At 60.6% G+C, this 25,994-nt stretch carries 19 protein-coding genes; 10 read left to right on the forward strand and 9 right to left on the reverse strand.

Going from position 1 to position 25,994, the window contains the following annotated elements:
• Nucleotides 1-108: 108 nt before the first annotated feature.
• Nucleotides 109-564 (reverse strand): tRNA (cytidine(34)-2'-O)-methyltransferase, encoded by a 456-nt coding sequence (locus V5E99_RS13005; RefSeq protein ID WP_007949025.1) that lies wholly within the window; start codon nt 562-564, stop codon nt 109-111.
• On the opposite strand from V5E99_RS13005, the gene V5E99_RS13010 reads away from it, so the two are divergent.
• Nucleotides 563-1,003, forward strand: coding sequence for a hypothetical protein (locus V5E99_RS13010; protein ID WP_499802789.1), 441 nt, complete (start codon nt 563-565; stop codon nt 1,001-1,003). The two genes, V5E99_RS13005 and V5E99_RS13010, sit on opposite strands and share 2 nt — an antisense overlap.
• Before the next feature lie 634 nt (nt 1,004-1,637).
• On the opposite strand, the gene ntrC is transcribed toward V5E99_RS13010, so the two are convergent.
• The 5 genes from ntrC to glnA form a co-directional block, all read right to left on the reverse strand.
• A complete protein-coding gene (gene ntrC, locus V5E99_RS13015) occupies nt 1,638-3,074 on the reverse strand; it encodes a nitrogen regulation protein NR(I) (RefSeq protein ID WP_010464563.1) in 1,437 nt (478 codons plus the stop codon).
• Nucleotides 3,071-4,156 carry a nitrogen regulation protein NR(II) gene (gene glnL / locus V5E99_RS13020; RefSeq protein WP_499802790.1) on the reverse strand — a complete coding sequence of 362 codons (1,086 nt, stop codon included), beginning with the start codon at nt 4,154-4,156 and terminating at the stop codon, nt 3,071-3,073. Before glnL ends, ntrC begins: the two co-directional genes overlap by 4 nt.
• A 230-nt stretch (nt 4,157-4,386) precedes the next feature.
• On the reverse strand, nt 4,387-5,007 hold the full coding sequence (locus tag V5E99_RS13025) for a DUF4124 domain-containing protein (RefSeq protein ID WP_499802791.1): 621 nt from the start codon (nt 5,005-5,007) through the stop codon (nt 4,387-4,389).
• Nucleotides 5,004-5,492, reverse strand: coding sequence for a DUF4124 domain-containing protein (locus tag V5E99_RS13030; RefSeq protein ID WP_499802792.1), 489 nt, complete (start codon nt 5,490-5,492; stop codon nt 5,004-5,006). Before V5E99_RS13030 ends, V5E99_RS13025 begins: the two co-directional genes overlap by 4 nt.
• 266 nt (nt 5,493-5,758) lie before the next feature.
• Nucleotides 5,759-7,165 carry a glutamate--ammonia ligase gene (gene glnA, locus V5E99_RS13035; RefSeq protein ID WP_149659114.1) on the reverse strand — a complete coding sequence of 469 codons (1,407 nt, stop codon included), beginning with the start codon at nt 7,163-7,165 and terminating at the stop codon, nt 5,759-5,761.
• A gap of 330 nt (nt 7,166-7,495) precedes the next feature.
• Between glnA and thiI the strand changes: the two genes are divergently transcribed.
• Both thiI and typA read left to right on the forward strand, forming a co-directional pair.
• Nucleotides 7,496-8,950, forward strand: a complete 1,455-nt coding sequence (gene thiI, locus V5E99_RS13040) for a tRNA uracil 4-sulfurtransferase ThiI (protein ID WP_123511187.1) — start codon at nt 7,496-7,498, stop codon at nt 8,948-8,950.
• A 139-nt stretch (nt 8,951-9,089) separates the two neighbouring features.
• On the forward strand, nt 9,090-10,910 hold the full coding sequence (gene typA, locus V5E99_RS13045; RefSeq protein ID WP_169357454.1) for a translational GTPase TypA: 1,821 nt from the start codon (nt 9,090-9,092) through the stop codon (nt 10,908-10,910).
• A gap of 222 nt (nt 10,911-11,132) precedes the next feature.
• Here typA and V5E99_RS13050 read toward each other — a convergent pair whose 3' ends face one another.
• The gene (locus tag V5E99_RS13050) at nt 11,133-11,576 is read right to left on the reverse strand and encodes a YkgJ family cysteine cluster protein (protein ID WP_166656021.1); all 444 of its coding nucleotides are present in this window, start codon (nt 11,574-11,576) and stop codon (nt 11,133-11,135) included.
• Between the two features lie 255 nt (nt 11,577-11,831).
• Between V5E99_RS13050 and V5E99_RS13055 the strand changes: the two genes are divergently transcribed.
• The 5 genes from V5E99_RS13055 (at nt 11,832) to V5E99_RS13075 (ending at nt 21,274) form a co-directional block, all read left to right on the forward strand.
• On the forward strand, nt 11,832-14,282 hold the full coding sequence (locus V5E99_RS13055; RefSeq protein WP_499802793.1) for a glycogen/starch/alpha-glucan phosphorylase: 2,451 nt from the start codon (nt 11,832-11,834) through the stop codon (nt 14,280-14,282).
• 171 nt (nt 14,283-14,453) lie between these two features.
• Nucleotides 14,454-18,044, forward strand: coding sequence for a DUF2339 domain-containing protein (locus V5E99_RS13060; RefSeq protein WP_499802794.1), 3,591 nt, complete (start codon nt 14,454-14,456; stop codon nt 18,042-18,044).
• Nucleotides 18,041-19,414 (forward strand): DUF3999 domain-containing protein, encoded by a 1,374-nt coding sequence (locus V5E99_RS13065; protein WP_499802795.1) that lies wholly within the window; start codon nt 18,041-18,043, stop codon nt 19,412-19,414. The genes V5E99_RS13060 and V5E99_RS13065 overlap by 4 nt, the downstream gene beginning before the upstream one ends.
• A gap of 242 nt (nt 19,415-19,656) precedes the next feature.
• The gene (locus tag V5E99_RS13070; protein WP_499802796.1) at nt 19,657-20,667 is read left to right on the forward strand and encodes a class 1 fructose-bisphosphatase; all 1,011 of its coding nucleotides are present in this window, start codon (nt 19,657-19,659) and stop codon (nt 20,665-20,667) included.
• Nucleotides 20,668-20,671: 4 nt separating this feature from the next.
• A complete protein-coding gene (locus tag V5E99_RS13075) occupies nt 20,672-21,274 on the forward strand; it encodes a DUF924 family protein (protein WP_499802797.1) in 603 nt (200 codons plus the stop codon).
• 125 nt (nt 21,275-21,399) lie between these two features.
• On the opposite strand, the gene V5E99_RS13080 is transcribed toward V5E99_RS13075, so the two are convergent.
• On the reverse strand, nt 21,400-23,280 hold the full coding sequence (locus V5E99_RS13080; protein ID WP_499802798.1) for a methyl-accepting chemotaxis protein: 1,881 nt from the start codon (nt 23,278-23,280) through the stop codon (nt 21,400-21,402).
• Between the two features lie 296 nt (nt 23,281-23,576).
• On the opposite strand from V5E99_RS13080, the gene V5E99_RS13085 reads away from it, so the two are divergent.
• Both V5E99_RS13085 and V5E99_RS13090 read left to right on the forward strand, forming a co-directional pair.
• Nucleotides 23,577-23,831, forward strand: coding sequence for a hypothetical protein (locus V5E99_RS13085; RefSeq protein WP_128872236.1), 255 nt, complete (start codon nt 23,577-23,579; stop codon nt 23,829-23,831).
• A 31-nt stretch (nt 23,832-23,862) separates the two neighbouring features.
• A complete protein-coding gene (locus V5E99_RS13090) occupies nt 23,863-24,432 on the forward strand; it encodes a lipocalin family protein (RefSeq protein WP_499802799.1) in 570 nt (189 codons plus the stop codon).
• A 119-nt stretch (nt 24,433-24,551) separates the two neighbouring features.
• Here the strand turns inward: V5E99_RS13090 and V5E99_RS13095 are convergent, their stop codons facing one another.
• Nucleotides 24,552-25,916: a formimidoylglutamate deiminase gene (locus V5E99_RS13095; RefSeq protein ID WP_499802800.1), complete on the reverse strand. Its 1,365-nt coding sequence runs from the start codon at nt 25,914-25,916 to the stop codon at nt 24,552-24,554.
• Nucleotides 25,917-25,994 lie beyond the last annotated feature (78 nt).

Consider the following 25,994-nt stretch of genomic DNA (forward strand, 5'->3'; position numbering starts at 1 on the left):
GATTTCGCCAACCTCTGTAGGAGCTGCCGAAGGCTGCGATCTTTTGATCTTAAAAAATCAAGATCAAAAGATCGCAGCCTTCGGCAGCTCCTACATTGGATTTCGGGGTTACTTGAAGCCGAGCTGGCGCCAGCCTTCGTATACCGCGACGGCCACGGTGTTCGACAGGTTCAGGCTGCGGCAGCCTTCGCGCATCGGCAGGCGCAGGCGTTGTTCGCCGGGCAGGGCGTCGAGCACTTCGGCGGGCAGGCCTCGGCTTTCCGGGCCGAACAGGAACGCATCGCCCTCGGCGAAGCTGGCATCATGGAACGGCCGCGAGCCCTTGGTGGTGAAGGCGAACAGCCGTGGATGACCGAGGCTTTCCAGGCAACTGGCGAGGTCGGCGTGGCGTTGCAGGGTGGCGTACTCGTGGTAATCGAGGCCGGCCCGGCGCAGGCGCTTGTCGTCCATCTCGAAGCCCAGCGGCTCGATCAAATGCAGGTGGCAGCCACTGTTGGCGCACAGCCTGATAACGTTGCCGGTATTCGGCGGAATTTCTGGTTGGAAGAGGATGACGTGAAACATGCACGGCTCCGAAGGTAAAGATGAGCGGCATTCTACGCCGCCCGTGGACAACCGTTCGAAACTATTCCCGCGAGTGATGGGTTCGCTGGCGATTTTCGGCGTGATGGTGGGGCTGATGATCGGTCGCCTGACCACGCCCGACCCCAGCCAGTTGCAGCAGGTCGAGGTCACGAACGATGGGCTGGTGGTGTGGTTCAACAACGAACCCAAGACCCACGGCGAAATCGTCGACGGCAGCGTGGCATTGTTGTTCGAGGCTGAGGGCAAGGCGCAGAAAGGTCAGCTCAAGCTCAACGGTAAAGACCTGAACTGGCGCGTGCGTTTGAGTGATGGGGGGTTGTTGCTGACGGTGGTGGCGGCCCGGCCACTGCTGGGCGACTGGGCCGGTCGCGAGGTCGATGACCGCTGGCGGCTGGAGATCCATCTCCGGGAGCAATAAAAGAGGGAATCCCCGGCCTGCCTGTACCAAGGTTCCCAAAACGGCAGGGACTCACGCGTTGCGTCGCAAGTCCCGATGTAAAGAAGGAATCCCCGGCCTGCCTGTACCAAGGTTCCCAAAACGGCGGGGGACTCACGCTTTGCGGCGTCAGTCCCGGTGTAAAGAAGGAACCCCTGACCTGCCTGTATCAAGGGCCCCAAAACGGGGTGGGCTCGTCGCTTGTGCGGTGTGAGCCCGATGTAAAGAGGGGAATCCCCGGCCTGCCTGTACCAAGGTCCCCGAAACCGGGTAGTGAACTGATTCACTGAATGGACTATTGCAGGGGGCGTGCCAGGTTTTAACAATTTGCTAAGGAAAGTTGATGTGAAGCGCTGAAAGCCCCGTAATCCGGGGCTTTTCTGATTGTTCGATAGAGGTTCGATAGGCGTTCGATTGCGAACGCTGGAGCGATTTCCGTGCGCGATTGCGGTTCACGGTGCATTGCGGCGGTGCATGATCTTTGTTTCCAGCCGAAAAAAAATCGCAGCCTCCGGCAGCTCCTACAGGGTTTGCGTACACCCGTAGGAGCTGCCGAAGGCTGCGATCTTTTCGATCATTCCCCCCGCGGGAGCGCGGGAACGATCATCTGAGAGCGTTAACCCTCTTCCCCCTCATCGTCATCCCCACCATCCACCTTCATCCCCAATTCCTTGATCTTGCGCGTCAGGGTATTACGCCCCCAACCCAGCAAAACTGCAGCATCGCGGCGGCGGCCGGCGGTGTGTTTGAGGGCGGTCTCGATCATGATCCGTTCGAACGCCGGCACCGCGCTGTCGAGCAGGCTCGACTGACCGCGTGCCAAGGCCTGATCGGCCCACTGACGCAGCGCTTGTTCCCAGTTGGTCACTGGCGCGGAATCCTGCGGCAGGCTCAGCAGCTCCGGCGGAAGGTCGCTGATGTGCACTTCGCGACCCGAAGCCATCACCGTGATCCAGCGGCAGGTGTTCTCCAGCTGACGCACGTTGCCGCCCCACGGCAGGTTCTTCAGGTATTCCTCGGTTTCGCTTTTCAGCAGCTTCGGCTCCACCGCCAGTTCTTGCGCGGCGCGGCTGAGGAAGTGCTTGGCCAGGGTCGGGATGTCTTCGCGACGGTCCGACAGGCGTGGGATGTGAATGCGGATCACGTTGAGGCGGTGGAACAAGTCCTCACGGAATTTCCCGGCATGCACCAGGGTTTCCAGGTTCTGGTGGGTCGCGGCGATGATCCGCACGTCGACCTTCACCGGCGTATGACCGCCGACGCGATAGAACTCGCCGTCCGCCAACACCCGCAGCAAACGGGTCTGGGTGTCCGCCGGCATGTCGCCGATTTCATCGAGGAACAACGTGCCGCCATCGGCTTGTTCAAAACGCCCGCGACGCAGGTTTGCCGCGCCGGTGAACGCACCTTTCTCATGGCCGAACAGTTCGGATTCCATCAAGTCTTTGGGGATCGCCGCCATGTTCAACGCAATGAACGGCGAGGCCGCCCGTGGGCTGTGGCGGTGCAGGGCGTGGGCCACCAGTTCTTTACCGGTGCCGGATTCGCCGTTGATCAGCACGGTGATGTTGGAGTGGCTCAAGCGCCCGATGGCGCGAAACACTTCCTGCATCGCCGGCGCTTCACCGATGATTTCCGGGGTGCGGGTCAGGGCCACCGGGACTTCCAGGCCTTGCTGTTCCTGGGCGTGCTGGTTGGCGCGCTTGACCAGGGACACCGCTTCATCGACATCGAACGGCTTGGGCAGGTATTCGAACGCGCCGCCCTGATAGGAGGCAACCGCGCTGTCCAGGTCGGAGTGGGCGGTCATGATGATGACCGGCAGCCGTGGGTGTTGTTCGCGAATCCGCGCCAGAAGGTCCAGGCCGCTGGCACCGGGCATGCGGATGTCGGAGATGATCACGTCCGGCTGCTGGCGCGCCAGGCGGCTCATCACGCCATCGGCGCTGTCGAAGCTTTGCGTGGTCATGCCTTCTTGCTGCAAGGCTTTTTCCAGGACCCAACGGATAGAACGGTCGTCATCGACGATCCACACGGTTTCACTACGGCTCATGTCGATGTGGCTCCTTGTTCCAGTGGCAGAAAGATCGAGAAAGTGGTGTGGCCTGGGTGGCTGTCACACTCGATCAGGCCCTGGTGCTGGCTGATGATGTTCTGGGTAATGGCCAGGCCCAGCCCGGTACCGTCCGGGCGGCCGCTGACCATGGGAAAGAAGATGGTTTCCTGCAAATCCGTGGGGATGCCCGGGCCGTTGTCGATGATCTCGATCTTGGTCACCAGGCGATGGCGCACGTGGCCGATGGTGAACTGGCGCATGGCGCGGGTGCGCAAACTGATGCGGCCCAGGCGCAGTTCGTTCTGGCTGCTGATGGCCTGCATCGCATTGCGCACAATATTAAGGACGGCCTGGATCATCTGTTCGCGATCGATCAGGACGTCGGGAATGCTTGGGTCGTAATCGCGCACCAAGGTGATGCAGCCCTGGCTTTCGGCTTCGACCAGGTGGCAGACGCGCTCCAACACTTCGTGGACGTTGCACATGGCCAAGGACGGCAGTTTGTTCGAGCCGAGCATCCGGTCCACCAGGTTTCGCAGGCGATCGGCTTCTTCGATGATCACGTTGGTGTAATCGCGCAGGCTTTCTTCCGGCAATTCCCGGGCGAGCAATTGCGCCGCGCCGCGAATCCCGCCCAGGGGGTTCTTGATTTCGTGAGCGAGGCCGCGCACCAGCATCTTGCTGGTTTCCTGCTTGGACAGCTGCGCCTCTTCCTTGGTGATCCGCAGCAAGCGGTCACGGGGGTGGACTTCCAGCAGCAGCATGGTTGCGCCATTGCTCAGGATTGGCGTGACCGCGTAATCGACGGTCAGGGTCTGGCCGGTCAGGGCGGTGAGCATCGCTTCGCGCTTGGTGAACGGATGCGCCTGCTCGACAGCCTGGCGCAGGGAATTCAGCGCTTCGGTGGATTCGGTGAACAACTCACTGATGAACTGCCCATGGCTGCGCTGGCCGCTGATGGCCAGGAGCATTTCCGCCGCCGGGTTCATGTACTCGAGGCGCAATTCGGCATCGAGCAGGATGGTGGCGGTGGTCAGGTTGTCGAGTAGCAGTCGATGCAGTGCGTCGCTAATGGTCATCAGGACCTCTTTTGGAGCAGGGCGTGCGCATGGATAAAGCGCCGATGCGGGGAAAATGCAAAAAACAAACCAAAGCTCCGAAAAGAAGCGTTTAAGGCCTGAAACGGGCGTTTTACGCTCGATCGCGTGGCGTTCTGCCAGCTTTCGCGGGTACTTTCGAACCAAAATGGATTTTGAAGTGGGTACGGTGCAAGGGTTTGCACCAATATAGTGCGCAAACCTGAACGAGGTTAAAAGAACTTGAAGAAGGGGTTCTTTTCTTCGGGTGGCTTGTCTTTGAGCGGACATTCCGGCCGTTGGCCGTAGTCGGTGAGGGTGCAGGGCTTTACCTGGCGCTTCTGCGCCAGGGAGATGCGCAGCATGTGGAACGGCTGATTGGCCGTGCGCTCGACGGTGCGACCCTGTTCGTCGAGGATCTCCACCGACAGGTTGTGGCTGCCACGGTCGATATTGGTCAGCGCAAACACCGGGCTAACGCCAGGTTCGGCGGTCGGCTGGCCATCGAGTAACAAACGGTAGCGGTGGCCCCGTTGCAGGCCGGGTTCGCTGGTAACGCTGACGATCAGCTCGCCGGCGCTGCTGCGGATGGTGGCGTCCGGTTCCGGCACCAGAACCCGCAGCATGTCGTAGTGAAACAGCGGTTGTTCTTCCGGCTTTTGCGCGGCGATTATCGGCGCAGCCTTGGTCGGGTTGGCCGACATGCGATTGCTGGTGGCCAGCGGAACGCGCTTGGCGTTGCCGGGACGCGGTTGGTCGGTGTAGACACGATTGCCCTGGGCATCGACGTAGGTATAGACGTCCGCCATCGCCGGAAAAGCGATCAGGCAGGCGATCAGCAGCCAGGCCTTCAAGGTGTGTGCACCCGTTGCACGGTGAAGGTCACGCTGGGGCTTTGTTGCACGACGCTTTCCCCATTGATCACCTGCACGGCGAGGCTGTGCTCGCCGCGATCAATGTTCACCAGTTGCAGAATCGGCACGTTGCTCGGCTGGCCGTAAGGTTGTTCGTCCAGCAACAACCGGAACAGATGCGGGCCTTGCAGGCGCGGTTTGATCAACACGCTGACGGTGAACGTGCCGTTGTTGGCGCGCAGGGCTTCGGTGGTGGGCAGGCCGGTGAGTTCAAGCACCTCGTAGGCGCTGTGGGATTGTTCGCGGCTGTTGGCTTCGGCGGGAGGTGTCACAGGCGCCGAGGGCGCGACACTGTTGAGCGGCGGCAACTCCACCGGCTGCGCCTTGACGCCATCGGGCGGCTGATTGCTGTAGGCGGTGTTGCCGGAGGCGTCGGTGTACTTATAGATCTGCGCGGCGGCGGGCAGGGCGATCAACAGCAGCATCAGGAGAAAACCACGACCCATAAAATCGACCGGTAGCGAAGGGGGTTGGGTTGCAGCATAGGTCAGGGCTGGCGATAGACCCAAGTCGTTAACATTTTGGTATTGAAAAGCGGGATCAAAAGATCGCAGCCTTCGGCAGCTCCTACAGGGTGTACGCGGTCCAGCGTAGGAGCTGCCGAAGGCTGCGATCTTTTGACTTTGCCCACAAAAAAGGCCTCCCGAAGGAGGCCTCTTTTTGTCACGCCGCGTAGCGCGGCGCTACCGGATCAGCAGCTGTAGTACAGCTCGTATTCCAGTGGGTGTACGAAGGTGCGGACCTTGATTTCTTCTTCGCTTTTCAGAGCGATGTAAGCGTCGATGAAGTCGTCGGAGAACACGCCGCCTTTAGTCAGGAATGCGCGACCTTTGTCCAGCTCTTCCAGGGCTTCTTTCAGGCTGCCGCAAACTTGTGGGATCTCTTTCGCCTCTTCAGGCGGCAGGTCGTACAGGTTTTTGTCAGCTGCGTCGCCAGGGTGGATCTTGTTCTGGATGCCGTCCAGGCCAGCCATCAACAGTGCAGCGAAGCCCAGGTACGGGTTGGCTGCCGGGTCCGGGAAGCGTGCTTCGATACGGCGAGCGCGAGGGCTGGACACGTAAGGAATACGGATCGAAGCGGAACGGTTGCGAGCCGAGTAGGCCAGCATGACCGGAGCTTCGAAACCTGGGACCAGACGCTTGTAGGAGTTGGTCGACGGGTTGGTGAAGCCGTTCAGTGCCTTACCGTGCTTGATGATGCCGCCGATGAAGTACAGGGCGGTGTCGGACAGGCCGGCATAGCCTTCGCCAGCGAAGGTGTTCTTTCCATCTTTGGCGATGGACAAGTGAACGTGCATACCCGAACCGTTATCGCCGTACAGAGGCTTAGGCATGAAGGTCGCGGTGCGGCCGTAAGCCACAGCTACGTTGTGCACGCAGTATTTCAGGGTCTGAACTTCGTCAGCCTTGGCCACCAGGGTGTTGAACTTCACACCGATTTCGTTCTGGCCGGCAGTCGCCACTTCGTGGTGGTGAACTTCGATGACCAGGCCCATTTCTTCCATGGCGTTGCACATGGAGGTACGGATTTCGTGGTCGTGGTCGAACGGAGGAACCGGGAAGTAGCCGCCTTTGATGCCTGGACGGTGACCGTGGTTGCCGCCTTCGATGTCCTGGTCGGACATCCACGAACCTTGTTCGGAGAAGATCTTGAACATCGAGCCGGAGATGTCCGACTTGAATTTAACCTGATCGAAGATGAAGAACTCAGGCTCCGGGCCTACGAATACGGTGTCGCCGATACCGGTCGACTTCAGGTATTCCTCGGCACGCTTGGCGATCGCACGTGGGTCGCGATCGTAGCCTTGCATGGTCGAAGGCTCGATGACGTCGCAGACGATGATCAGCGTTGGGTCTTCGGTGAACGGGTCGAGCACGGCAGTGCTGTCGTCCGGCAGCAGGATCATGTCGGAAGCTTCGATGCCTTTCCAGCCAGCAATGGAGGAACCGTCGAACATTTTGCCTTCTTCGAAGAAAGCTTCATCCAGCGCATCGCGAGCCGGCATGGTCACGTGGTGCTGAGTGCCTTTGGTGTCCGTGAAGCGCAGATCAATCCACTTGACGTCATGATCTTTGATGAGTTGAACCGACTTCGACATAGTGTCCTCCGGGTGGCTTCGGGCTTAGTAGTGGATGCCCTTAGAATGTGGGTGATGCCGGCGCGAATACTCGGCCAAGGCAACCTGCCTCACAAGGGAGCAAATTGCATGCCAGTGCCCCACCATGGGTTTTTTGCCCCAATATCACGCTTATAAAGGCTTATCGCCCCGCAAAGCTGAAAATACCGCCCTGTAATGTAGCGTCAATTTCTACAAATGACCCGTTTTGGTGCGTTCGAAACCTTCTGCATATTAACTGGTTAAACCTTGAGCAATTTCCGCTATAATCCGCGCCCCCCTTTTTCGGCTGGCCCTGCGCGCGCTGTTTTCATGAAACTAATCGTAAAAGTCTTTCCCGAGATCACCATCAAGAGCCGCCCGGTACGGATGCGTTTCATCCGCCAGTTGGCCAAGAACATCCGTGCCGTGCTCCGCGATCTGGACCCGGCTGTGGTGGTGAACGGTGTGTGGGACAACCTCGAGCTGGAAACCCGCGTCACTGAGCCCAAAGCCCTGAAGGAGATGACCGAGCGCCTGAGCTGCATGCCGGGCATCGCGCATTTCCTGCAGGTCGATGAATACCCGTTGGGCGACTTCGACGACATCGTTGCCAAGTGCAAACAGCACTACGGCGATGCATTGGCCGGGAAGATCTTTTCGGTGCGCTGCAAGCGCGGCGGGCATCACACCTTCACGTCCATGGACGTGGAGAAATACGTCGGCAGCCAGTTGCGTCGTCAGTGCGGTGCCGCCGGGATTTCCCTGAAAGAGCCGGAAATCGAAGTTCGCATCGAAATTCGCGACCAACGGTTGTATGTGATCCACAGCCAGCACAACAGCATCGGCGGTTATCCGCTGGGAGCGCTGGAACAGACGCTCGTATTGATGTCCGGCGGCTTTGACTCGACAGTCGCCGCCTACCAGATCATGCGCCGTGGCCTGATGAGCCATTTCTGCTTCTTTAATCTGGGCGGCAGGGCCCATGAACTGGGCGTCATGGAAGTCGCGCACTTCATCTGGAAGAAGTACGGCAGCTCCCAACGCGTGTTATTTGTCAGTGTGCCGTTCGAGGAAGTACTGGGAGAAATTCTCGGGAAAGTCGATAACAGTCATATGGGCGTAGTTTTGAAGCGTATGATGTTGCGCGCTGCGTCGAAGATTGCCGATCGGCTCGACATCGATGCGCTGGTGACCGGTGAAGCGATCTCCCAGGTATCGAGCCAGACATTGCCGAACCTGTCGTTGATCGACTGTGTGACCGAGAAGCTGGTCTTGCGCCCGCTGATCGCCAGCCACAAGCAGGACATCATCGACCTGGCCAACGAAATCGGCACCGCCGACTTCGCCAAGCACATGCCGGAATACTGCGGGGTCATCTCGGTGAACCCCAAGACCCACGCCAAGCGCAACCGCGTGGAGTACGAAGAACAACAGTTCGACATGGCAGTCCTCGAGCGTGCGCTTGAGAACGCCAAACTGGTGCCGATCGATCGCGTGATCGACGAATTGGGCCAGGACTTGCAGATCGAAGAAGTCAGTGACGCTCTGGCGGGCCAGATCATCATCGACATCCGTCACCCGGATGCCGCTGAAGACGAGCCGCTGGAGCTTGCTGGCATTGAGGTACAGACGATGCCGTTTTATGCATTGAACGCTCGTTTCAAGGAACTGGACCCTACTCGCCAGTACCTGCTGTATTGCGACAAAGGCGTGATGAGTCGCCTGCATGCCCACCATTTGCTCAGTGAGGGGCATGCCAATGTGCGCGTTTATCGACCGAGCTAAGTGCCCGGGGCTGTTTGCCTGTGGCCTGCGTCACCGGCCCCCCGACGCCGCCGTCAAGCTGTAACGGCTTTGCCGGACTCTACTGTTAATCGCTGCCAAGACTTGTCAGCACACCGAATCCTCTGATCGAGATACACAAGTGATCGAAAATCTACGCAACATCGCCATCATTGCTCACGTTGACCATGGTAAGACCACCCTGGTAGACAAACTCTTGCGTCAATCCGGCACCCTGGAGCGCAACGAGCTCAACGACGAGCGCGTGATGGACTCCAACGACCAGGAGAAAGAGCGCGGTATTACCATTCTGGCGAAAAACACCGCCATCAACTGGAACGGCTACCACATCAACATCGTGGACACCCCGGGCCACGCCGACTTCGGCGGCGAAGTTGAACGCGTAATGTCGATGGTTGACTCCGTTCTGCTGCTGGTTGACGCTCAAGACGGCCCTATGCCGCAAACCCGTTTCGTGACCAAGAAGGCTTTCGAAGCCGGCCTGCGTCCAATCGTGGTGATCAACAAGGTTGACCGTCCAGGCGCGCGTCCGGACTGGGTTCTGGACCAGATCTTCGACCTGTTCGACAACCTCGGTGCTACCGAAGAACAGCTGGACTTCAAAGTCGTCTACGCCTCGGCCCTGAACGGCATTGCCGGTCTGGAACACACCGACATGGCTGAAGACATGACCCCGCTGTACCAGTCGATCGTCGACAACGTACCAGCACCGAAAGTTGACCGTGACGGCCCGTTCCAGATGCAAATCTCGGCACTGGACTACAACAGCTTCCTGGGCATCATCGGCGTTGGCCGTATCGCTCGTGGTCGCGTCAAGCCGAACACCCAGGTTGTTGCGATCGACGCTGACGGCAAGCGCCGCAACGGCCGTATCCTGAAGCTGATGGGTCACCACGGTCTGCACCGCGTTGACGTTGAAGAAGCAGCTGCCGGCGACATCGTCTGCATCAGCGGCTTCGAGTCGCTGTTCATCTCCGACACCCTGTGCGACCCACAGAACGTTGAAGCGATGAAGCCGCTGACCGTTGACGAACCAACCGTTTCGATGACCTTCCAGGTTAACGACTCGCCGTTCTGCGGCCGTGAAGGCAAGTTCGTCACCAGCCGTAACATCAAGGAACGTCTGGACAAAGAACTGCTCTACAACGTTGCCCTGCGCGTTGAAGAAGGCGACACCGCTGACAAGTTCAAAGTGTCTGGCCGTGGTGAGCTGCACTTGTCCGTACTGATCGAAACCATGCGTCGCGAAGGCTTCGAAATGGGTGTTGGTCGTCCGGAAGTGATCATCCGCATGGTTGACGGCGTCAAGCACGAACCGTACGAAAACGTGACCATCGACCTGCCGGAAGAATCCCAAGGTTCGATCATGGAACAGATCGGTATCCGTAAAGGCGACCTGACCAACATGGTTCCGGATGGCAAGGGCCGTGTGCGCCTTGAGTACAACATCCCGGCTCGTGGCTTGATCGGTTTCCGTAACGAGTTCCTGACCCTGACCTCCGGTGCAGGCATCCTGACCTCGATCTTCGACCGTTACGACGTGATGAAGTCCGGCGACATGTCCGGCCGTCAGAACGGCGTGCTGGTGTCGGTTGCTACCGGTAAGGCTCTGACTTACTCGCTGGAAACCCTGCAAGCTCGCGGCAAACTGTTCCTGGGTCACGGCGAAGACGTGTACGAAGGTCAAATCGTCGGCATCAACAGCCGCGACAACGACCTGGGCGTCAACCCAACCAAAGGCAAGAAGCTCGACAACATGCGTGCCTCGGGTAAAGACGAAACCATCGCTCTGGTTCCGCCTATCCGTTTCACCCTGGAACAAGCGCTGGAATTCGTTCAGGAAGACGAATTGTGCGAAGTCACTCCTAAGTCCATCCGTCTTCGTAAGAAGATCCTGGGCGAAAGCGAGCGTACCCGCGCTGCCAAGAAGTCCGGTAACTAAGTCATTTAGTTAGCTGGCAAAAAAAACGCCCCCGACCGCAAGGTCGGGGGCGTTTTTGTTTGTCTGGGGTTTGGGCGATCTGCGGTGTTTGTACTGGCCTCTTCGCGGGCAAGCCTCGCTCCTACGGGATTGCGCGATACGCGATTGCCGCGAACGACGTAATTCCCCTGTAGGAGCGAGGCTTGCCCGCGAAAGCGATCTGTCAGGCAACGAGATTCCGGATCAGAACTTCTCGAGGGTACGCCGGCTCTCGCTGCTCTCACGCGCCACTTCTTTGGGCTTGTAAGCGCAATACCCCGGTCGCGGGCCGATTTTCGGGTGATTGCGGCAAGTATCCGGACGCTTTTCATAAATAGTGCACAGACGGCTCTTACGATCCAGGTACAGGCAATCGTTGTTGCTCATGCGCTGGAGGGTGAAGATCTCGGACTTCTGGTTGTAACGCTCGACGATCCCTTCCTTCTGCAAGCGCTTGGCGATGTTCTTCGCCGGCTCGCCGCGCTCGAACTCGTCGACGATGCCGATGCGGATCAGATCCTTGATCTTGACCTCGACCGGCAAGGTGCAGCAGCTCGACACGCAGGAACCGCACATCGGGGCAGAGTACTTGGCCCAGGTATCGAGGCGGTCGATCTCCGCGGCGGCGATCAGGTTGGACTTCATCATCGGTTGTTACCAGCGTGCATCAGGGCGCGCGATCATACCGGGACTGGTGGATTTTTGAACAACCTTTCGCCAGATTTTTTACGATTTCACCAAATCCCCCGTGTGTTTCGGCACGGCCCCTGCATTGATTCAGCCACACGCCAACGTAATAACGAGCTATCTCGCACTATCAGGAAAAACTGCCGAACCAGAGCCCATACCGCCTGTCAGACCGTCTAGGCTCAGACAACTCCAAGCTCGCTCGAGGTCCTATCGATGACTCAAGAACCACTTGTTCGCGAAGCAGAGGTGGCCGCATTCCGCGACGCCGTCTTGACCAAACTCACCTACGCGGTGGGCAAAGACCCGGATCACGCCTTCGACCACGACTGGTTCGAAGCCATTGCCTTGGCCGCGCGCGATCACATGGTCGAGCACTGGATGGACCATACGCGGCAGATCTACCGCAAAGGCCAGAAACGGGTTTACTACCTCTCCCTGGAATTCCTCATCGGCCGCTTGCTCTACGACAGCCTGAGCAACCTTGGCTTGCTGGACGTCGCCCGCGAAGCGTTGACCGAACTCGGTGTCGACCTGGAACGCATTCGCCTGCTGGAGCCTGACGCAGCGCTGGGTAACGGCGGCCTCGGTCGTCTGGCGGCGTGCTTCATGGAAAGCATGTCCACACTTGGCATCGCCGGCCATGGTTACGGCATTCGTTATGAGCACGGCTTGTTCCGCCAGGCTATCGTCGACGGTTGGCAGCAGGAGCAGACCGAACACTGGCTGGATTTCGGCAACCCGTGGGAGTTCGAACGGCCGGAAGTCGTCTACCCGATCGGCTTCGGCGGCAGCGTCGAAACCGTCACCGACGAAACTGGCAAGACCAAACAAGTCTGGACCCCGGCCGAAACCGTACGGGCGATTGCCTATGACACCCCGGTGGTCGGCTGGCGCGGGGCGAGCGTCAACACCTTGCGCCTGTGGCGCGCCCGGGCCGTCGAAGATTTGCACCTGGAACGCTTCAACGCCGGCGACCACTTGGGCGCCGTGGCCGAAGTGGCCCGGGCCGAAAGCATTTCCCGCGTCCTGTATCCGGCGGACAGCACCGAAGCAGGCCAGGAACTGCGTCTGCGTCAGGAATACTTTTTCGTCGCCGCGTCCCTGCAGGATTTGCTGCGCCGGCATCGCAACATGCACACCTCGGTGCTGACCCTGGGCGATCACGCGGCCATCCAGCTCAACGACACCCACCCGTCGATTGCCGTGGCCGAGCTGATGCGTCAGTTGGTCGATGTCTACGACGTGGCGTGGGATGCCGCATGGCAGGTGACGGTCGACACGCTGTCGTACACCAACCACACGCTGCTGCCGGAAGCCCTGGAAACCTGGCCGGTCGGTTTGATGGAACGCATGTTGCCCCGGCACATGCAGATCATTTACCTGATCAACGCCCAGCACATCGATTCGCTGCGGGCCAAAGGTATTCACGATTTTGACGTGCTGCGCGCGGTGTCGCTGATCGAAGAAGACAACGGTCGTCGTGTGCGCATGGGCAACCTCGCATTCCTCGGTTCCCACAGCGTCAACGGCGTGTCCGGGTTGCACACGCAACTGATGCGCAAAACCGTGTTCTCCGAACTGCACAAGCTCTATCCGGAGCGGATCAACAACAAAACCAACGGCATCACCTTCCGCCGCTGGCTCTATCAGGCCAACTCCGAACTCACGGCGATGATGGTCGATGCCCTCGGCCCCGATCTGCTGGATAACGCCGAGCAGCGTCTCATTGAGCTGGAACCGTTCGCCGAGAAGCCTGCGTTCCGCAAAGCTTTCGCCGATCAGCGACTGCACAGCAAGAAAGCCCTGGCGTACCTGATTCACGAGCGACTGGGCATCGCGGTCAACCCGGCGGCGATGTTCGACGTGCAGGTCAAACGCATCCACGAATACAAACGCCAGTTGCTCAACCTGCTGCACACCGTCGCGCTGTATCAGGCGATTCGTGCCGAGCCGGAAATTGACTGGGTGCCACGGGTGAAGATCTTCGCGGGCAAGGCGGCGGCCAGTTATCACCAAGCCAAGTTGATCATTAAGTTGACCAACGACATCGCCCGGGTGGTGAACAACGACCCGACGGTGCGTGGCTTGCTCAAGGTGGTGTTCCTGCCCAACTACAACGTCAGCCTGGCGGAAAGCATTATTCCGGCGGCGGATTTGTCGGAGCAGATTTCCACCGCCGGTTTCGAGGCCTCGGGCACCAGCAACATGAAATTCGGGCTCAACGGTGCGTTGACCATCGGCACCCTCGATGGCGCCAACGTCGAAATGTGCGAACGCATCGGCGCCGAGCATATGTTTATCTTCGGCCTCAGCGCGCAGCAGGTGGAAGCGCGTAAGCAAAACCATGAGTTCAACGCGACGCCGGACATCGCCGCGTCCCATCGGCTGGGTGACGTGCTGCAAGCGATTCGCGGCGGGGTGTTCTCGCCGGATGATCCGTCCCGCTACACCGGGCTGATCGATTCGCTGATCGACTACGACCGCTTCCTGGTCTGCGCCGATTTCGATTCCTACTGGGACGCGCAGATGCGGGTCGAGGCGCACTGGCACGATTCGCAAGCCTGGTGGCGTTCGGCGGTGCTGAACACGGCGCGGATGGGCTGGTTCTCCTCGGACCGGACGATTCGTGAGTACGCCACGGAGATCTGGAAGGCTTTGGAGTAACTTTCTGATCGGATCGATATACTAGCGCCCCGGAAAAGATCGCAGCCTTCGGCAGCTCCTACAGGACCGCGTCACACCGCGCCTTTGTAGGAGCTGCCGAAGGCTGCGATCTTTTCGCAACGGGCTGCGCTAATCTTCTCGGATTGGCCACTGCGCTTAGGGATATCGACCATGCAATGGATTTTCGTGCTGATTGGCCTGGTGCTGGGCTGGGTGCTCGACGAGTCGTTCAGCGATGCGCTGTTGGGCGCGCTGCTCGGGTTGGGTATTGGCCAGGCCATTCGCATTGCCCGTTTGGGCAAGCAAGCGGACGAGCAGCACCGTTTGCTTGAGCAGACGCAGGTGGCGCTCAATACCTTGCTGCAACGCCTGATTTCGCTGGAGTCGTCCGGCGTCAAGGCGCCAGAGGCCAGTCAACCTGAAGTCAGCGAACCCGTTGTGGTTCCCGAATTTATCCTCGACGAAATCCCTGTCGCCGCCCCGGAGCTGGTCTGGGACCTGCCGCCCGAGCTCGAGCCGATCACCGCTGCGGCGGCCACCGAAGCCAGCCGTCCGCTGCCCGCCGATGTCTGGACACCGGAGCCGGTCGCCCGCGAACCACGTGAGCCGGCAGCCCCGCGCGAACCCAACGTGTTCGACCGCGCCGTCAACGCTGCGCGCAATTGGCTGTTCGGTGGCAACACTGTGCTGCGAGTCGGCGTGGTGCTGTTGTTCCTCGGCCTGGCGTTCCTGCTGCGCTATGCCACTGAAGGCATGGTGGTGCCGATCGAGATGCGTTACGCCGGGGTCGCCGCCAGTGCCTTGGGCCTGCTCGCCTTGGGCTGGTGGTTGCGTCATCGCAACCCGCAATACGCGCTGATGTTGCAAGGCACCGGGATTGCCGTGTTGTACCTGACGGTGTTCGCCGCGATGCGTTTGCACCCGTTGCTCGACCCGACGGCGGCCCTGGGCTTGCTGGTGGCGGTGACGGTGTTCTCGGCGATTCTGGCAATCACCCAGGATTCCCTGGCGCTGGCCTGCGCCGCCGCACTCGGCGGGTTCGCCGCGCCGATCCTGACCTCCACCGGCGCCGGTAATCACGTCGCGCTGTTCAGTTACTTTGCCCTGCTCAACACCGGCATCCTCGCGATTGCCTGGTTCAAGGCCTGGCGCCTGCTCAACCTGATCGGGTTTGTCGGCACCTTCGGCATCGGTTTCGCCTGGGGCGTGCGCTCCTACACGCCGGAATTGCTGTGGAGCACCGAGCCGTTCCTGATTCTGTTCTTCCTGATGTACCTGGGCATTGGCCTGCTGTTTACCCGGCGCAAGTTGCTGGCGTTGACCGACGCGCCGGCAGACGACAGTCGTCAGGCGTTGTTGCTCTGGTCGGCGCGCAAGGGCGATTACGTTGACGGCACGATGCTGTTCGGCCCGCCGCTGGTGGGTTTCGGGTTGCAATTCGCGCTGGTCCAGCACCTGGAATTGGCCGCTGCGTTCAGCGCATTGGCGCTGGGCATGATTTACATGGGGCTGGCCCGGTTGCTGATGGGCGGGCGCGCGTTGTTGCTGGCGGAAACCTGCCTGGCCCTCGGAGTGATTTTCGCCAGCCTGGCGATCCCGTTGGGCCTCGATGCACGCTGGACCGCAGCCGCTTGGGCGGTGGAAGGGGCGGGGATTTTCTGGCTCGGCTTGCGTCAACAACGACCGCTGGCCCGTGCCTTCGCTTTGCTGCTGCAACTGGGTTCGGCGCTGGCGTTTCTCAGCGAGTTGCGCATCGGCGAAAGCAGCCTGTTGGACGGCTCTTTGCTGGGGGCGTTGATGCTCGGCGTGGCGTTGCTGTTCAGCTTCTACCAATTGCGCAATGCCTCGCCGCAGCAGACCTCGGTTTGGGAGCGCAAAGGCCTGCCGGTGTTGGCCAGCCTGGGGCTGACGTTCCTTTATCTGCTGGCGCCGCTGCACTTCTTCACCCACGGCACGGCGATCAGTTGGGCGCTGGCCGGGTTGGTGACGTTGTTCGTCGGCCTGCGCCTGCAATCACGCACGTTCCTGTTCACCGCGTTTGCCGTGCAATTGCTCGGCGGCGCGTTGTTCCTGCTGCGGCTGAAAGGGGCGGGGGGCGATTCTGCGGCGGTGTTCAGCGCCGGTTGGAGCGGTTTGCTCAGTGCCTCGCTGATTGGCCTGGCGTTGATCGCCGGCATGTTGCTGGCGGCCCGCGATGAGATGGTGCGCAACGACGTGCGCTTGCTGCGCGGCTTGTCGGTGGTGTTGCTGGCCGGGCTGGTGCTGATCAACCTCGCGGTGCTGTTCGTGCTGCCGTGGCCAACCGCGAGCGCGGTGTGGGCGGCCAGCGGGTTGTTCATCATTTGGTTGAGCCTGTACCTGAAGCAGCGCGTGAGTTTTGTCTTTGGCCTGCTGTTACAAGTGATCGGTGGGGCGGCGTTCCTGTATGCCGGGCCGGATTTGCTGGGCCCGTTGGCCAGCGAAGGTCTGAAACCTTTAGCCCATAGCGGTTTCTGGACGCCATTGGTGCTTGGCGTGGCCGCACTGGTCGGTGCCTGGCGCTTGCAGTTGGGCAATCACGGATCGGCGTTCGACGCGCTGAGCCTGAATCGCCTGTCCGAATTGCTGCTGGTGTGGGGCGCGGGTTGGTGGGCGTTGGCGTGGCTCAGTGAAGTGCTGCGCTTTGCCCCGTCGAACCTGCAAGCGACCCTGCTGCTGGCCGTCGCGGCGCTGAGTGTGGCGTTGTGGTCGGTGCTGGCGCTGCGCTTGAAATGGCCGGCGCTGGGCCTGCTCTGTACCTTCCTGATGCCGGTGGCCGGCTTGATATTGCTCGCGGCGTGGCAATCGCGTTATCACCCGGCGGCCGATTTCGGCTGGCTGGTGTGGGCGGCGGTGTTTGTCGTGCACTTTATTTCCCTGCGGCGTTTGGCGTCGATGTTGCCGGCCCGCGCCCTCAGCACCGCCCATGTGCTCGGCTGCTGGCTATTGATCGGGGTGCTGGCCCTGGAATTGCGTTACGGCTTGCTGCTGTTGTCCGAGCAGTACAACGCCTGGCGCTGGTTGGGCTGGGCGATTCTGCCGAGCCTGTACCTGGTGCTCGCCGCTGCGCCGCGCAACTGGCCGTGGCCGGTGTCGGCGTATTCGCGCGAATACCGGATCTATGCCGCCGCGCCGCTGGCATTGCTGATGCTCGGTTGGTTCTGGCTGGCGAACGGCGTCAGCGACGGCACCGCCGAACCGCTGCCTTACGTGCCGCTGATAAACCCGTTGGAATTGGGCCTGCTGTTTGCGCTGTTCGGCGTTTATGTGTGGTCGCGCAGTGCAGTCGCCCAATTTGCGCTGCCGAAGGTTTTCGCCGAGAACGCCACGCAACTGATCGCCGGTGTTTCGCTGTTTGCGTTTGTCTCAGCGGTGGTCACGCGCACGGCTCACCATTGGGGTGGCGTGCCGTTTGAGCTGGATCTGTTGCTGCCGTCGATGCAGGTGCAGGCTGGTCTCTCGATCGTCTGGACCCTGATGGCGCTGGGGCTGATGATCGGCGGTCATCTGCGCCATCGTCGGGAAGTCTGGCTGATCGGTGCTGCGTTGATCGGCGTGGTGGTGGCCAAGTTGTTCTTTATCGAATTGAGTAACCGTGGCGGACTGGCCCGGATCGTCTCGTTTATTGGCGTTGGCGTGTTGCTGCTGGTGGTGGGTTATTTCGCCCCGCTGCCGCCTAAGCGTGCCGAGGCTGTGCCGCAGGCTGATAAACCGGCCCCGGAAACCGAAGGAGTGTCGTCTTGAGTCAGAAGCTGAACCTGGGTTGGTTGGGCGCTGTTGCGCTGGGCGTGGCGCTGTCGGCCCATGCCCAGGAAAAACCGGCGGACTTCAGCACCCAGGTGCCGTTGTCCGTGAGCGGCGAAGGCCCGTGGTATCGCCTCGAATTGCCCCTGAGCGTGCAATTGAATGCGCGGCAGACCGATCTCAGTGACGTGCGCGTATTCAACGCGGCCGGCGAGCCGCAGGCCTACGCCCTGGCCCGGGAAACCGCGCAGTCCGCCGAAAACCGCACGCTGACCGACGTGAAGTGGTTCCCGCTCTACAACTCGGCCGACGCCACCGAACGTGCGCCAAGTGTGCGCGTGCAATCGAGCGCCAACGGCACGTTGGTGGAAGTGCAGCCGTCCAGTCAGTTGGAAGCGGGGGAGGAAGTCCTGCGTGGCTGGTTGCTCGACGCCAGCGGGATCAAGGCGCCGTTGCAGCAGTTGATCCTCGACTGGACCAGTGAGCGCGAAGGTTTCCAGCGTTTCAGCATCGAGGCCAGCGACGATTTGCAGCATTGGCAGTCGTGGGGCGAAGGGCAGGTGGCGCGGTTGTCGTTTGCCGATGAGCGGGTCGAACAGCATGAAGTCGGTTTGCCGGGGCAGTCGGCGCGCTATCTGCGCTTGCTTTGGAACACCCCGCAATCGGCGCCGACCCTGACCTCGGCGCAACTGGAAAGCGCCAGCACCCACAGCCTGCCGCTGCCGTTGGTCTGGTCGCAACCGCTGGCCGGCACCCGGGTGAAGGACGGTGAATACACCTGGCAATTGCCGATGGGGCTGAATGTCGAGCGGGTGCAGGTTGAGTTGAGCCAGCCCAACAGCCTGGCGCCGGTGATCTTGTCCGGCCGGCGCGAGAGCAGTTTGCCGTGGCAGCCGCTGAACAGCGGTTTGCTCTATCGCCTGACCCAGAATGGCCAGGACGTGGTGCAGAACGAAATGCAGCTGTCGGGGCAAACCGTGCAGCAGTTGAAACTGACGGTGGATGAGCGCGGTGGCGGCCTGGGCGTTGAAGCGCCGACCGTGAAGTTCGCCGTGCGCTCCACGCAAGTGGTGTTCCTGGCCCGTGGCGCCGGGCCGTACACCCTGGCGCTGGGCAGTGCGACGGTGAAAACGGCGAACCTGCCGTTGTCGACGTTGATTCCCGATTACAGCCCGGCGAAGTTCGCGTCGCTGGGCAAGGCCTCGGTCGATGGCGGGGCGGTGGTGGCTGCGACGCCTCCAGCGGTTGCCGCGGCGACGGCGGACATCAACTGGAAGAAGTTCGGGTTGTGGGCGGTGTTGTTGCTCAGTGTGCTGTTTTTGGCGGTGATGGCGGCCAGTCTGTTGCGCAAGCCGCCGGCCAAATCCTGAGAATGGCTGGCGCTGCGCGCCAGATCGCGGGCAAGCCTTGCTCCCACGGGGACCGCGCTCTTCTGTAGGAGCGAGGCTTGCCCGCGAAGGCGGTTGATCGGCCGGTAAAGATGTCCGATTCGAACTACGCTAAACCCCGCGCATGAACTCTATTGGGCGTATCACGTCTGATAGGAGGAAATGCGCCTCGACTCGCGTTAAACTGCGCGGGTTTTTAGCCCCCCATTCCACCGGAGCCTTCCATGTCCCGCGTTACCTTGAGTCGCTATTTGATTGAGCAGACCCGTAGCAACAACACCCCTGCCGATCTGCGTTTCCTGATCGAAGTGGTGGCGCGCGCCTGTAAAGAAATCAGCCACGCCGTCTCCAAGGGCGCCCTGGGCGGCGTTCTGGGCAGCATGGGCACTGAAAACGTCCAAGGCGAAGTGCAGAAGAAGCTCGACGTAATCTCCAACGAGATCCTGCTCGAAGCCAACGAATGGGGCGGTCACCTGGCCGGCATGGCGTCCGAAGAAATGGACAACGCCTACCAGATCCCGGGCAAATACCCGAAAGGCGCGTACCTGCTGGTATTCGACCCACTGGACGGCTCGTCGAACATCGACATCAATGCCCCGGTCGGCACGATCTTCTCGGTACTGCGTTGCCCGAACGAATACCTGAGCCAGAACGAAGCCTTGAACGAAAAGGCCTTCCTGCAGCCAGGTACCGAGCAGGTTGCTGCCGGTTACGCCATCTACGGCCCGCAGACCATGCTGGTGCTGACCCTGGGTGACGGCGTGAAAGGTTTCACCCTGGACCGTGAAATGGGCAGCTTCGTGCTGACCCACGAAGACATCCAGATCCCGGAAGCCACTCAGGAATTCGCGATCAACGCGTCCAACCAGCGTCACTGGGAAGCACCGGTACAACGCTACGTCGGCGAATTGCTGGCCGGCGACGAAGGCCCGCTGAAAAAGAACTACAACATGCGCTGGGTGGCCGCGATGGTCGCTGATGTGCACCGCATCCTGACCCGTGGTGGCTTGTTCATGTACCCGCGTGACAGCCGCGAGCCATCGAAGCCAGGCAAACTGCGCCTGATGTACGAAGCCAACCCGATGTCGTTCCTGGTGGAGCAGGCTGGCGGCGCGTCCACCGACGGTCACCGGCGCATCCTCGACATTCAGCCTGAAGGCCTGCACCAGCGCGTAGCGGTGTTCCTCGGTTCGAAAGAAGAAGTTGCACGCATCACGGCGTACCACAAGGAGTAAACCCATGACCGCGCCCTGGCAGCCGTTGCTCGAATGGTGGTTCGGATCAGCCGAACCCCCCGACGACGTAGCGGCGGACAAGGGCAAGTTATGGTTCGGCAAGCGCGACAGCCAGGACCTCGAAGCGCGGGAGCGTTTCGGGGACTGGGTCGAGCAGGCACTGGCCGGCGGTTTGACCGATTGGGCGCAACGCCCCGAAGGTTGGCTGGCCTTGGTGCTGCTACTCGACCAACTTCCGCGAATGATCTTTCGCGACACTCCAAAATCCTTTTCCGGTGATCTCCGGGCTCAAGCCCTGGTGGCGCAAGGTATCGCGGCGGATTTCGATCGGCAGTTGCGGCCGATCCAGCGGGTCTTCATCTACCTGGTGTTTGAGCATTGCGAGAATCTGGCGGTGCAGAACGAGGCGGTTTCGCGGTTTATCGATTTGGTTGCCGAGCAGCCGAAAGCGGATCGGACAGTGTTCGCCGATAACCTGGATTTCGCCGAGCGGCATCAGAAGGTGATTGCGCGGTTTGGACGGTTTCCCCATCGCAATGCGGTGTTGGGAAGGGAATCGACGGCTGAGGAAGTTGAGTTTCTTTCGGGGCCGGGTTCCCGGTTTTGATTTTTCGGTGTTGCTGATGCCGTCTTCGCGGGCAAGCCTCGCTCCTACAGGATCAGCGCAGCATTTGAGACTGCGCATCACCTGTAGGAGCGAGGCTTGCCCGCGAAGAGGCCCTCAAGAACGCATCAGATCCTGAAACTACCCACCAACTGCTTAAGCCGTGCCGCTTGCTGCTCAAGGTCTGAGCACGCGCGCAAGGTGGCTTGCAGGTTTTCCACACCTTCCTGATTCAGCGTGTTGATCTCGGTAATGTCGACGTTGATCGACTCCACCACGGCGGTCTGTTCTTCGGTCGCAGTGGCCACCGATTGGTTCATCCCGTCGATCTCACCGATGCGCTGCGTCACGCTGCCCAGGCGTTCGCCGGCCTGGTTGGCGATGCCGACGCTGCTTTCGCTCTGGCGCTGGCTGTCGGTCATGGTGCTAACCGCCTCACGGGCGCCGACTTGCAGCTCTTCGATCATCTTTTGCACTTGCTGCGCCGAATCCTGGGTGCGGTGGGCGAGGTTGCGCACTTCGTCCGCCACCACGGCAAAACCGCGCCCGGCTTCACCGGCACGGGCCGCTTCAATCGCGGCGTTGAGCGCCAACAGATTGGTCTGCTGGGAGATGCTGGTGATCACTTCCAGAATCTGCCCGATGTTCACGGTGTTGCTGTTGAGCGTCTCGATGTTGCCGCACGAATCGCTGATCTTGGCCGATAGCTGCTGCATCGCCGCGATGGTTTTATCCACCACTTGCTGACCGTCTTCGGCCAACGCCCGGGCATCGCTCGAATGCTGGGAGGCGAGGGCGGCGTTCTGGGCGATTTCCTGGGCGGCGGCGCCCAGTTCGTTGATCGCGGCGGCGACGCTGCTGGTGCGCGAAGATTGCTGGTCGGAGTTGTACATCGACGAGTTCGACGCGGCAACAACGCGCAAAGCGACTTCGTTAACCTGGCCGGTGGCCGAGGCCACTTCGCGGATCGAGGTGTGAATCCGTTCCACAAAGCGGTTGAACGAGGTGCCCAGTGCGCCGAATTCATCGTGGCCGTGGATGGTCAGGCGCTTGGTCAAATCGCCTTCACCTTCGGCGATGTCATGCATGGCGCGGCCCATGGTCAGCAACGGCTGCATCAGGAAGCTGATCAACATGCCCAGCAGCGCGATGATGATCACCACGGCGATGACCATGGCGATGATCGCCGAGGTGCGGAATTCGCTGAGCATCGCGAACGCGGTGTCCTGGTCCAGCACCAGCGCCACGTACCAGTCTGCCGACGGCACACCGTTGACGTGGGTGAAGGAGATGAACTGCGACTTGCCGTCCAGCTCGACTTCTTTCAGGCCCGGGCTGACTTTCGGCGCGCCGTTCGGGTAGGCGTCGGCGAGGGTCTTGAGCACCAGTTTGCTGTCCGGGTGAATCAGGATCTTGCCGTCGGCGCTGACGATAAACGCATGGCCGTGACCGCCGAAGTTCAGCGAGTTGATGATCGCGCTGACGCTGGACAGGTCAATGTCCGCACCGGCGACGCCGATCATCTTGTTCTCGTGCTGTACGGGCGTGGCGACGGTGATCACCAGTTTGCCGGACGACGCGGCGATGTAGGGCTCGGTGACGATGGTTTGCCGGGCGCTGTCGGCGGCCTTGTACCAGCCACGGGCGCGTGGGTCGTAGTCGGCGGCGCGGTTGCCGGCCGGGATCGAGGTCATCACGCCTTCAGTGCTGCCGAAGTAGCTCAGCTGGAAGTTGCCGGTGTAGGCCGGCAGGTCGATGGCGCGTTTCAGGCTGGCCGGGGCGCTGCCGTCCACGGCGATCTGCTGGGACAGCGACTGCAGCAACTGGATGCGGCTTTCCAGCCAGGTCTGAATGTTACTGGTGGTCAGGCTGCCGAGTTCCTGCATCGAGGATTCGGTACTGCTGCGCAACGTCTGGCGCTGGCGGTAGTCGTTGAAGAGGATGAAACAGGCAAATGCAACGGCCACTACGAGGGCGGCAGCCAACAGAATCTTGTGGCTGAACTTCATGTTTCTGGTCATTAGGTGAACTACCGCAAAAGGGCTGGTCAACGAGGGAGCGGCAATTTGCCACAGTAGCGGGCTTTGCGCTGCCTCTATTTCGACTGCGCGGCGCCAAAGATTAGGCGTTATTTTGCGAAAACCGACGAATTACCCAACAGCGCGACAAAGTCGCTGATTTATTGGCACAAGCCAGACGAGCGGCCTGATAAATAGCCGGGCGGTCGGGGAACCAGATGGGGGTTTTCTCTTCTAAGCTTCAGCTTGGCAGCCATGCCATTCCCCTTCGCTCCAGGAGCTACACCATGTCGCTGCGATCTATCGCCTTGCTCTCGTTCTGCGTGTTGTTGGCTGCGTGCAGCAAGGTCAACCAGGAGAATTACTCCAAGCTGTCGGCCGGCATGCCCAAGGCCGAGGTTGAAACCTTGCTGGGTAAACCTGCCGATTGTTCGGGCGCACTGGGCATGTCCAGTTGCACCTGGGGCGACAAAAACAGCTTTATCAGCGTGCAGTACGCCGGTGACAAAGTGCTGATGTTTTCCGGCCAAGGCCTGAAATAAACCGGGGCTATGCGCCCACGGGAGAAAAACAATGAAGCGGTTATTGATAGTTCTTTTCGCTGGCCTGGTATTGGCCGGCTGCGCCTCTTCTGGCGTAGATCCGTTGGCGCCCAAGACCGTCAACAACGTCAACCTCAAGCGTTATCAGGGCACCTGGTACGAATTGGCCCGGTTGCCGATGTACTTCCAGCGCAACTGCGCGCAATCCGAAGCCCATTACACCCTCAAGCCTGACGGCAATGTGGCGGTGCTCAACCGCTGTCTGACGCCGCAGTGGCAGTGGGAGGAAGCCAAGGGCACGGCTTATCCACAAGTACCGGGCAAGACCGACAAATTGTGGGTCGAGTTTGATACCTGGTTTTCGCGTTTGATTCCGGGTGTGGCGAAGGGGCAGTACTGGGTGCTGTACGTGAGCGACGACTACAAGACCGCCATCGTCGGCGACCCGAGTCGCAAGTACCTGTGGCTGCTGTCACGGACCCCGACCGTCAACGGTGTGGTGCGTGAAGAACTACTGAGCAAAGCACGCCAGCAAGGCTATGACACCACGCGGCTGATCTGGCGTGCGACGGATACGCAGATGGCCAAGACTTCGAATTAGCGGCGCGGTTGAAAAAAAGATCGCAGCCTGCGGCAGCTCCTACATTGATCCGGTTGATCGCAATAATGCGGATCAACCTGGCCCCCGTAGGAGCTGCCGAAGGCTGCGATCTTTTGCTTTTAACCGAGCAAGTCGCGCAGGACTTGGGTAAACGCCCGGTTGCTTTCTTCTTCCCCGGCATGCCGCCCGTCACGCACGACCCACTGGCCGTTGACCAGCACATCCCGCACCTGACGATCACCACCGGCAAATAACCAGCGATTCAAAATCCCGTCGCCACTGGCGGTCGCCAGGTACGGATCGTTGCCATCGAGCACCAGCCAATCCGCACGTTTGCCGACTTCCAAAGCGCCAATCGGCTGCCCCAACGCCTGAGCACCGCCGTCCAGCGCCGCGTCGTACAGCGTGCGGCCGACCATCGGCTGCTGCGCGCCATACAAGCGATTACGCCGCTGATCCCGCAGGCGCTGGCCGTATTCGAGCCAACGCAACTCTTCCACCACGCTCAATGACACATGGCTGTCGGAACCGATGCCCATGCGCCCGCCCTGGGCGAGGAAATCCACCGCCGGGAAAATCCCGTCGCCAAGGTTGGCTTCGGTGGTCAGGCACAGGCCGGCGATGGCGCGACTCTTGGCCATCAGCGTGACTTCTTCCGGGTTGGCGTGGGTCGCGTGGACCAGGCACCAGCGCTGATCGACGTCGGTGTTTTCGTACAGCCATTGCAGCGGACGACGACCGCTCCAGCTCAGGCAGTCATCGACTTCCTTCTGCTGTTCGGCGATGTGAATGTGCACCGGGCAGTGCTGGTCGCTGGCGGCCAGCACTTCGCTGATCTGCTGCGGCGTCACCGCGCGCAACGAGTGGAAACACAACCCCAGGGACTGAGCCGGTTGCTGCGCCAGGATCGGCTGCAAGCGCGACTGAAGCTTGAGGTAATTTTCAGTGCTGTTGATAAAGCGCCGCTGGCCGTCGTTTGGCGTCTGGCCGCCGAAACCGGAATGGCTGTAGAGCACCGGCAGCAGCGTCAGGCCAATACCGGCGGAGCTGGCAGCCTGGCTGATACGCAGCGCCAGTTCAGCCGGGTCGGCGTAAGGCTGGCCGTCGGTGTCGTGGTGCACGTAATGAAATTCCGCGACCGAGGTGTAACCGGCCTTGAGCATTTCGATGTATAGCTGACGGGCGATCACGCCGAGTTGATCCGGGCTGATTTTTCCGACGAGGCGATACATCAAATCGCGCCAGGTCCAGAAACTGTCGTTCGGATTGCCCGCCACTTCCGCCAGCCCGGCCATGGCTCGCTGGAACGCGTGGGAGTGCAGATTCGGCATGCCCGGCAGCAGCGGACCGCTTAGCCGTTCGGCGCCATCTGCGTGGGAATCGGCCTGGAGATGGGTCAAAACGCCATCGGCGCTGACCTCAAGACGTACATTGTTGGCCCATCCACTAGGCAGCAGCGCGCGTTCGGCAAAGAAGGCGGACATGGTTCAGCACCCCATCGTGTGTTATTTGTATATACATATACAGACGTTTGCCTGCTCGGTAAACTCCGGCAAGCTAGT

The organism is Janthinobacterium sp. LPB2021202312-11-4, from assembly GCF_037049705.1.
Taxonomy (GTDB): domain Bacteria; phylum Pseudomonadota; class Gammaproteobacteria; order Pseudomonadales; family Pseudomonadaceae; genus Aquipseudomonas.

Bases quoted from the DNA above. Each gene is read 5' to 3' on its own strand.
- V5E99_RS13010 (WP_499802789.1), top strand. From the start codon at position 563: ATGCACGGCTCCGAAGGTAAAGATGAGCGGCATTCTACGCCGCCCGTG.
- V5E99_RS13005 (WP_007949025.1), bottom strand. From the start codon at position 564: ATGTTTCACGTCATCCTCTTCCAACCAGAAATTCCGCCGAATACCGGC.
- ntrC (WP_010464563.1), bottom strand. From the start codon at position 3,074: ATGAGCCGTAGTGAAACCGTGTGGATCGTCGATGACGACCGTTCTATC.
- glnL (WP_499802790.1), bottom strand. From the start codon at position 4,156: ATGACCATTAGCGACGCACTGCATCGACTGCTACTCGACAACCTGACC.
- V5E99_RS13030 (WP_499802792.1), bottom strand. From the start codon at position 5,492: ATGCTGCTGTTGATCGCCCTGCCCGCCGCCGCGCAGATCTATAAGTAC.
- glnA (WP_149659114.1), bottom strand. From the start codon at position 7,165: ATGTCGAAGTCGGTTCAACTCATCAAAGATCATGACGTCAAGTGGATT.
- thiI (WP_123511187.1), top strand. From the start codon at position 7,496: ATGAAACTAATCGTAAAAGTCTTTCCCGAGATCACCATCAAGAGCCGC.
- V5E99_RS13050 (WP_166656021.1), bottom strand. From the start codon at position 11,576: ATGATGAAGTCCAACCTGATCGCCGCCGCGGAGATCGACCGCCTCGAT.
- V5E99_RS13055 (WP_499802793.1), top strand. From the start codon at position 11,832: ATGACTCAAGAACCACTTGTTCGCGAAGCAGAGGTGGCCGCATTCCGC.
- V5E99_RS13060 (WP_499802794.1), top strand. From the start codon at position 14,454: ATGCAATGGATTTTCGTGCTGATTGGCCTGGTGCTGGGCTGGGTGCTC.
- V5E99_RS13070 (WP_499802796.1), top strand. From the start codon at position 19,657: ATGTCCCGCGTTACCTTGAGTCGCTATTTGATTGAGCAGACCCGTAGC.
- V5E99_RS13075 (WP_499802797.1), top strand. From the start codon at position 20,672: ATGACCGCGCCCTGGCAGCCGTTGCTCGAATGGTGGTTCGGATCAGCC.
- V5E99_RS13080 (WP_499802798.1), bottom strand. From the start codon at position 23,280: ATGAAGTTCAGCCACAAGATTCTGTTGGCTGCCGCCCTCGTAGTGGCC.
- V5E99_RS13085 (WP_128872236.1), top strand. From the start codon at position 23,577: ATGTCGCTGCGATCTATCGCCTTGCTCTCGTTCTGCGTGTTGTTGGCT.
- V5E99_RS13090 (WP_499802799.1), top strand. From the start codon at position 23,863: ATGAAGCGGTTATTGATAGTTCTTTTCGCTGGCCTGGTATTGGCCGGC.
- V5E99_RS13095 (WP_499802800.1), bottom strand. From the start codon at position 25,916: ATGTCCGCCTTCTTTGCCGAACGCGCGCTGCTGCCTAGTGGATGGGCC.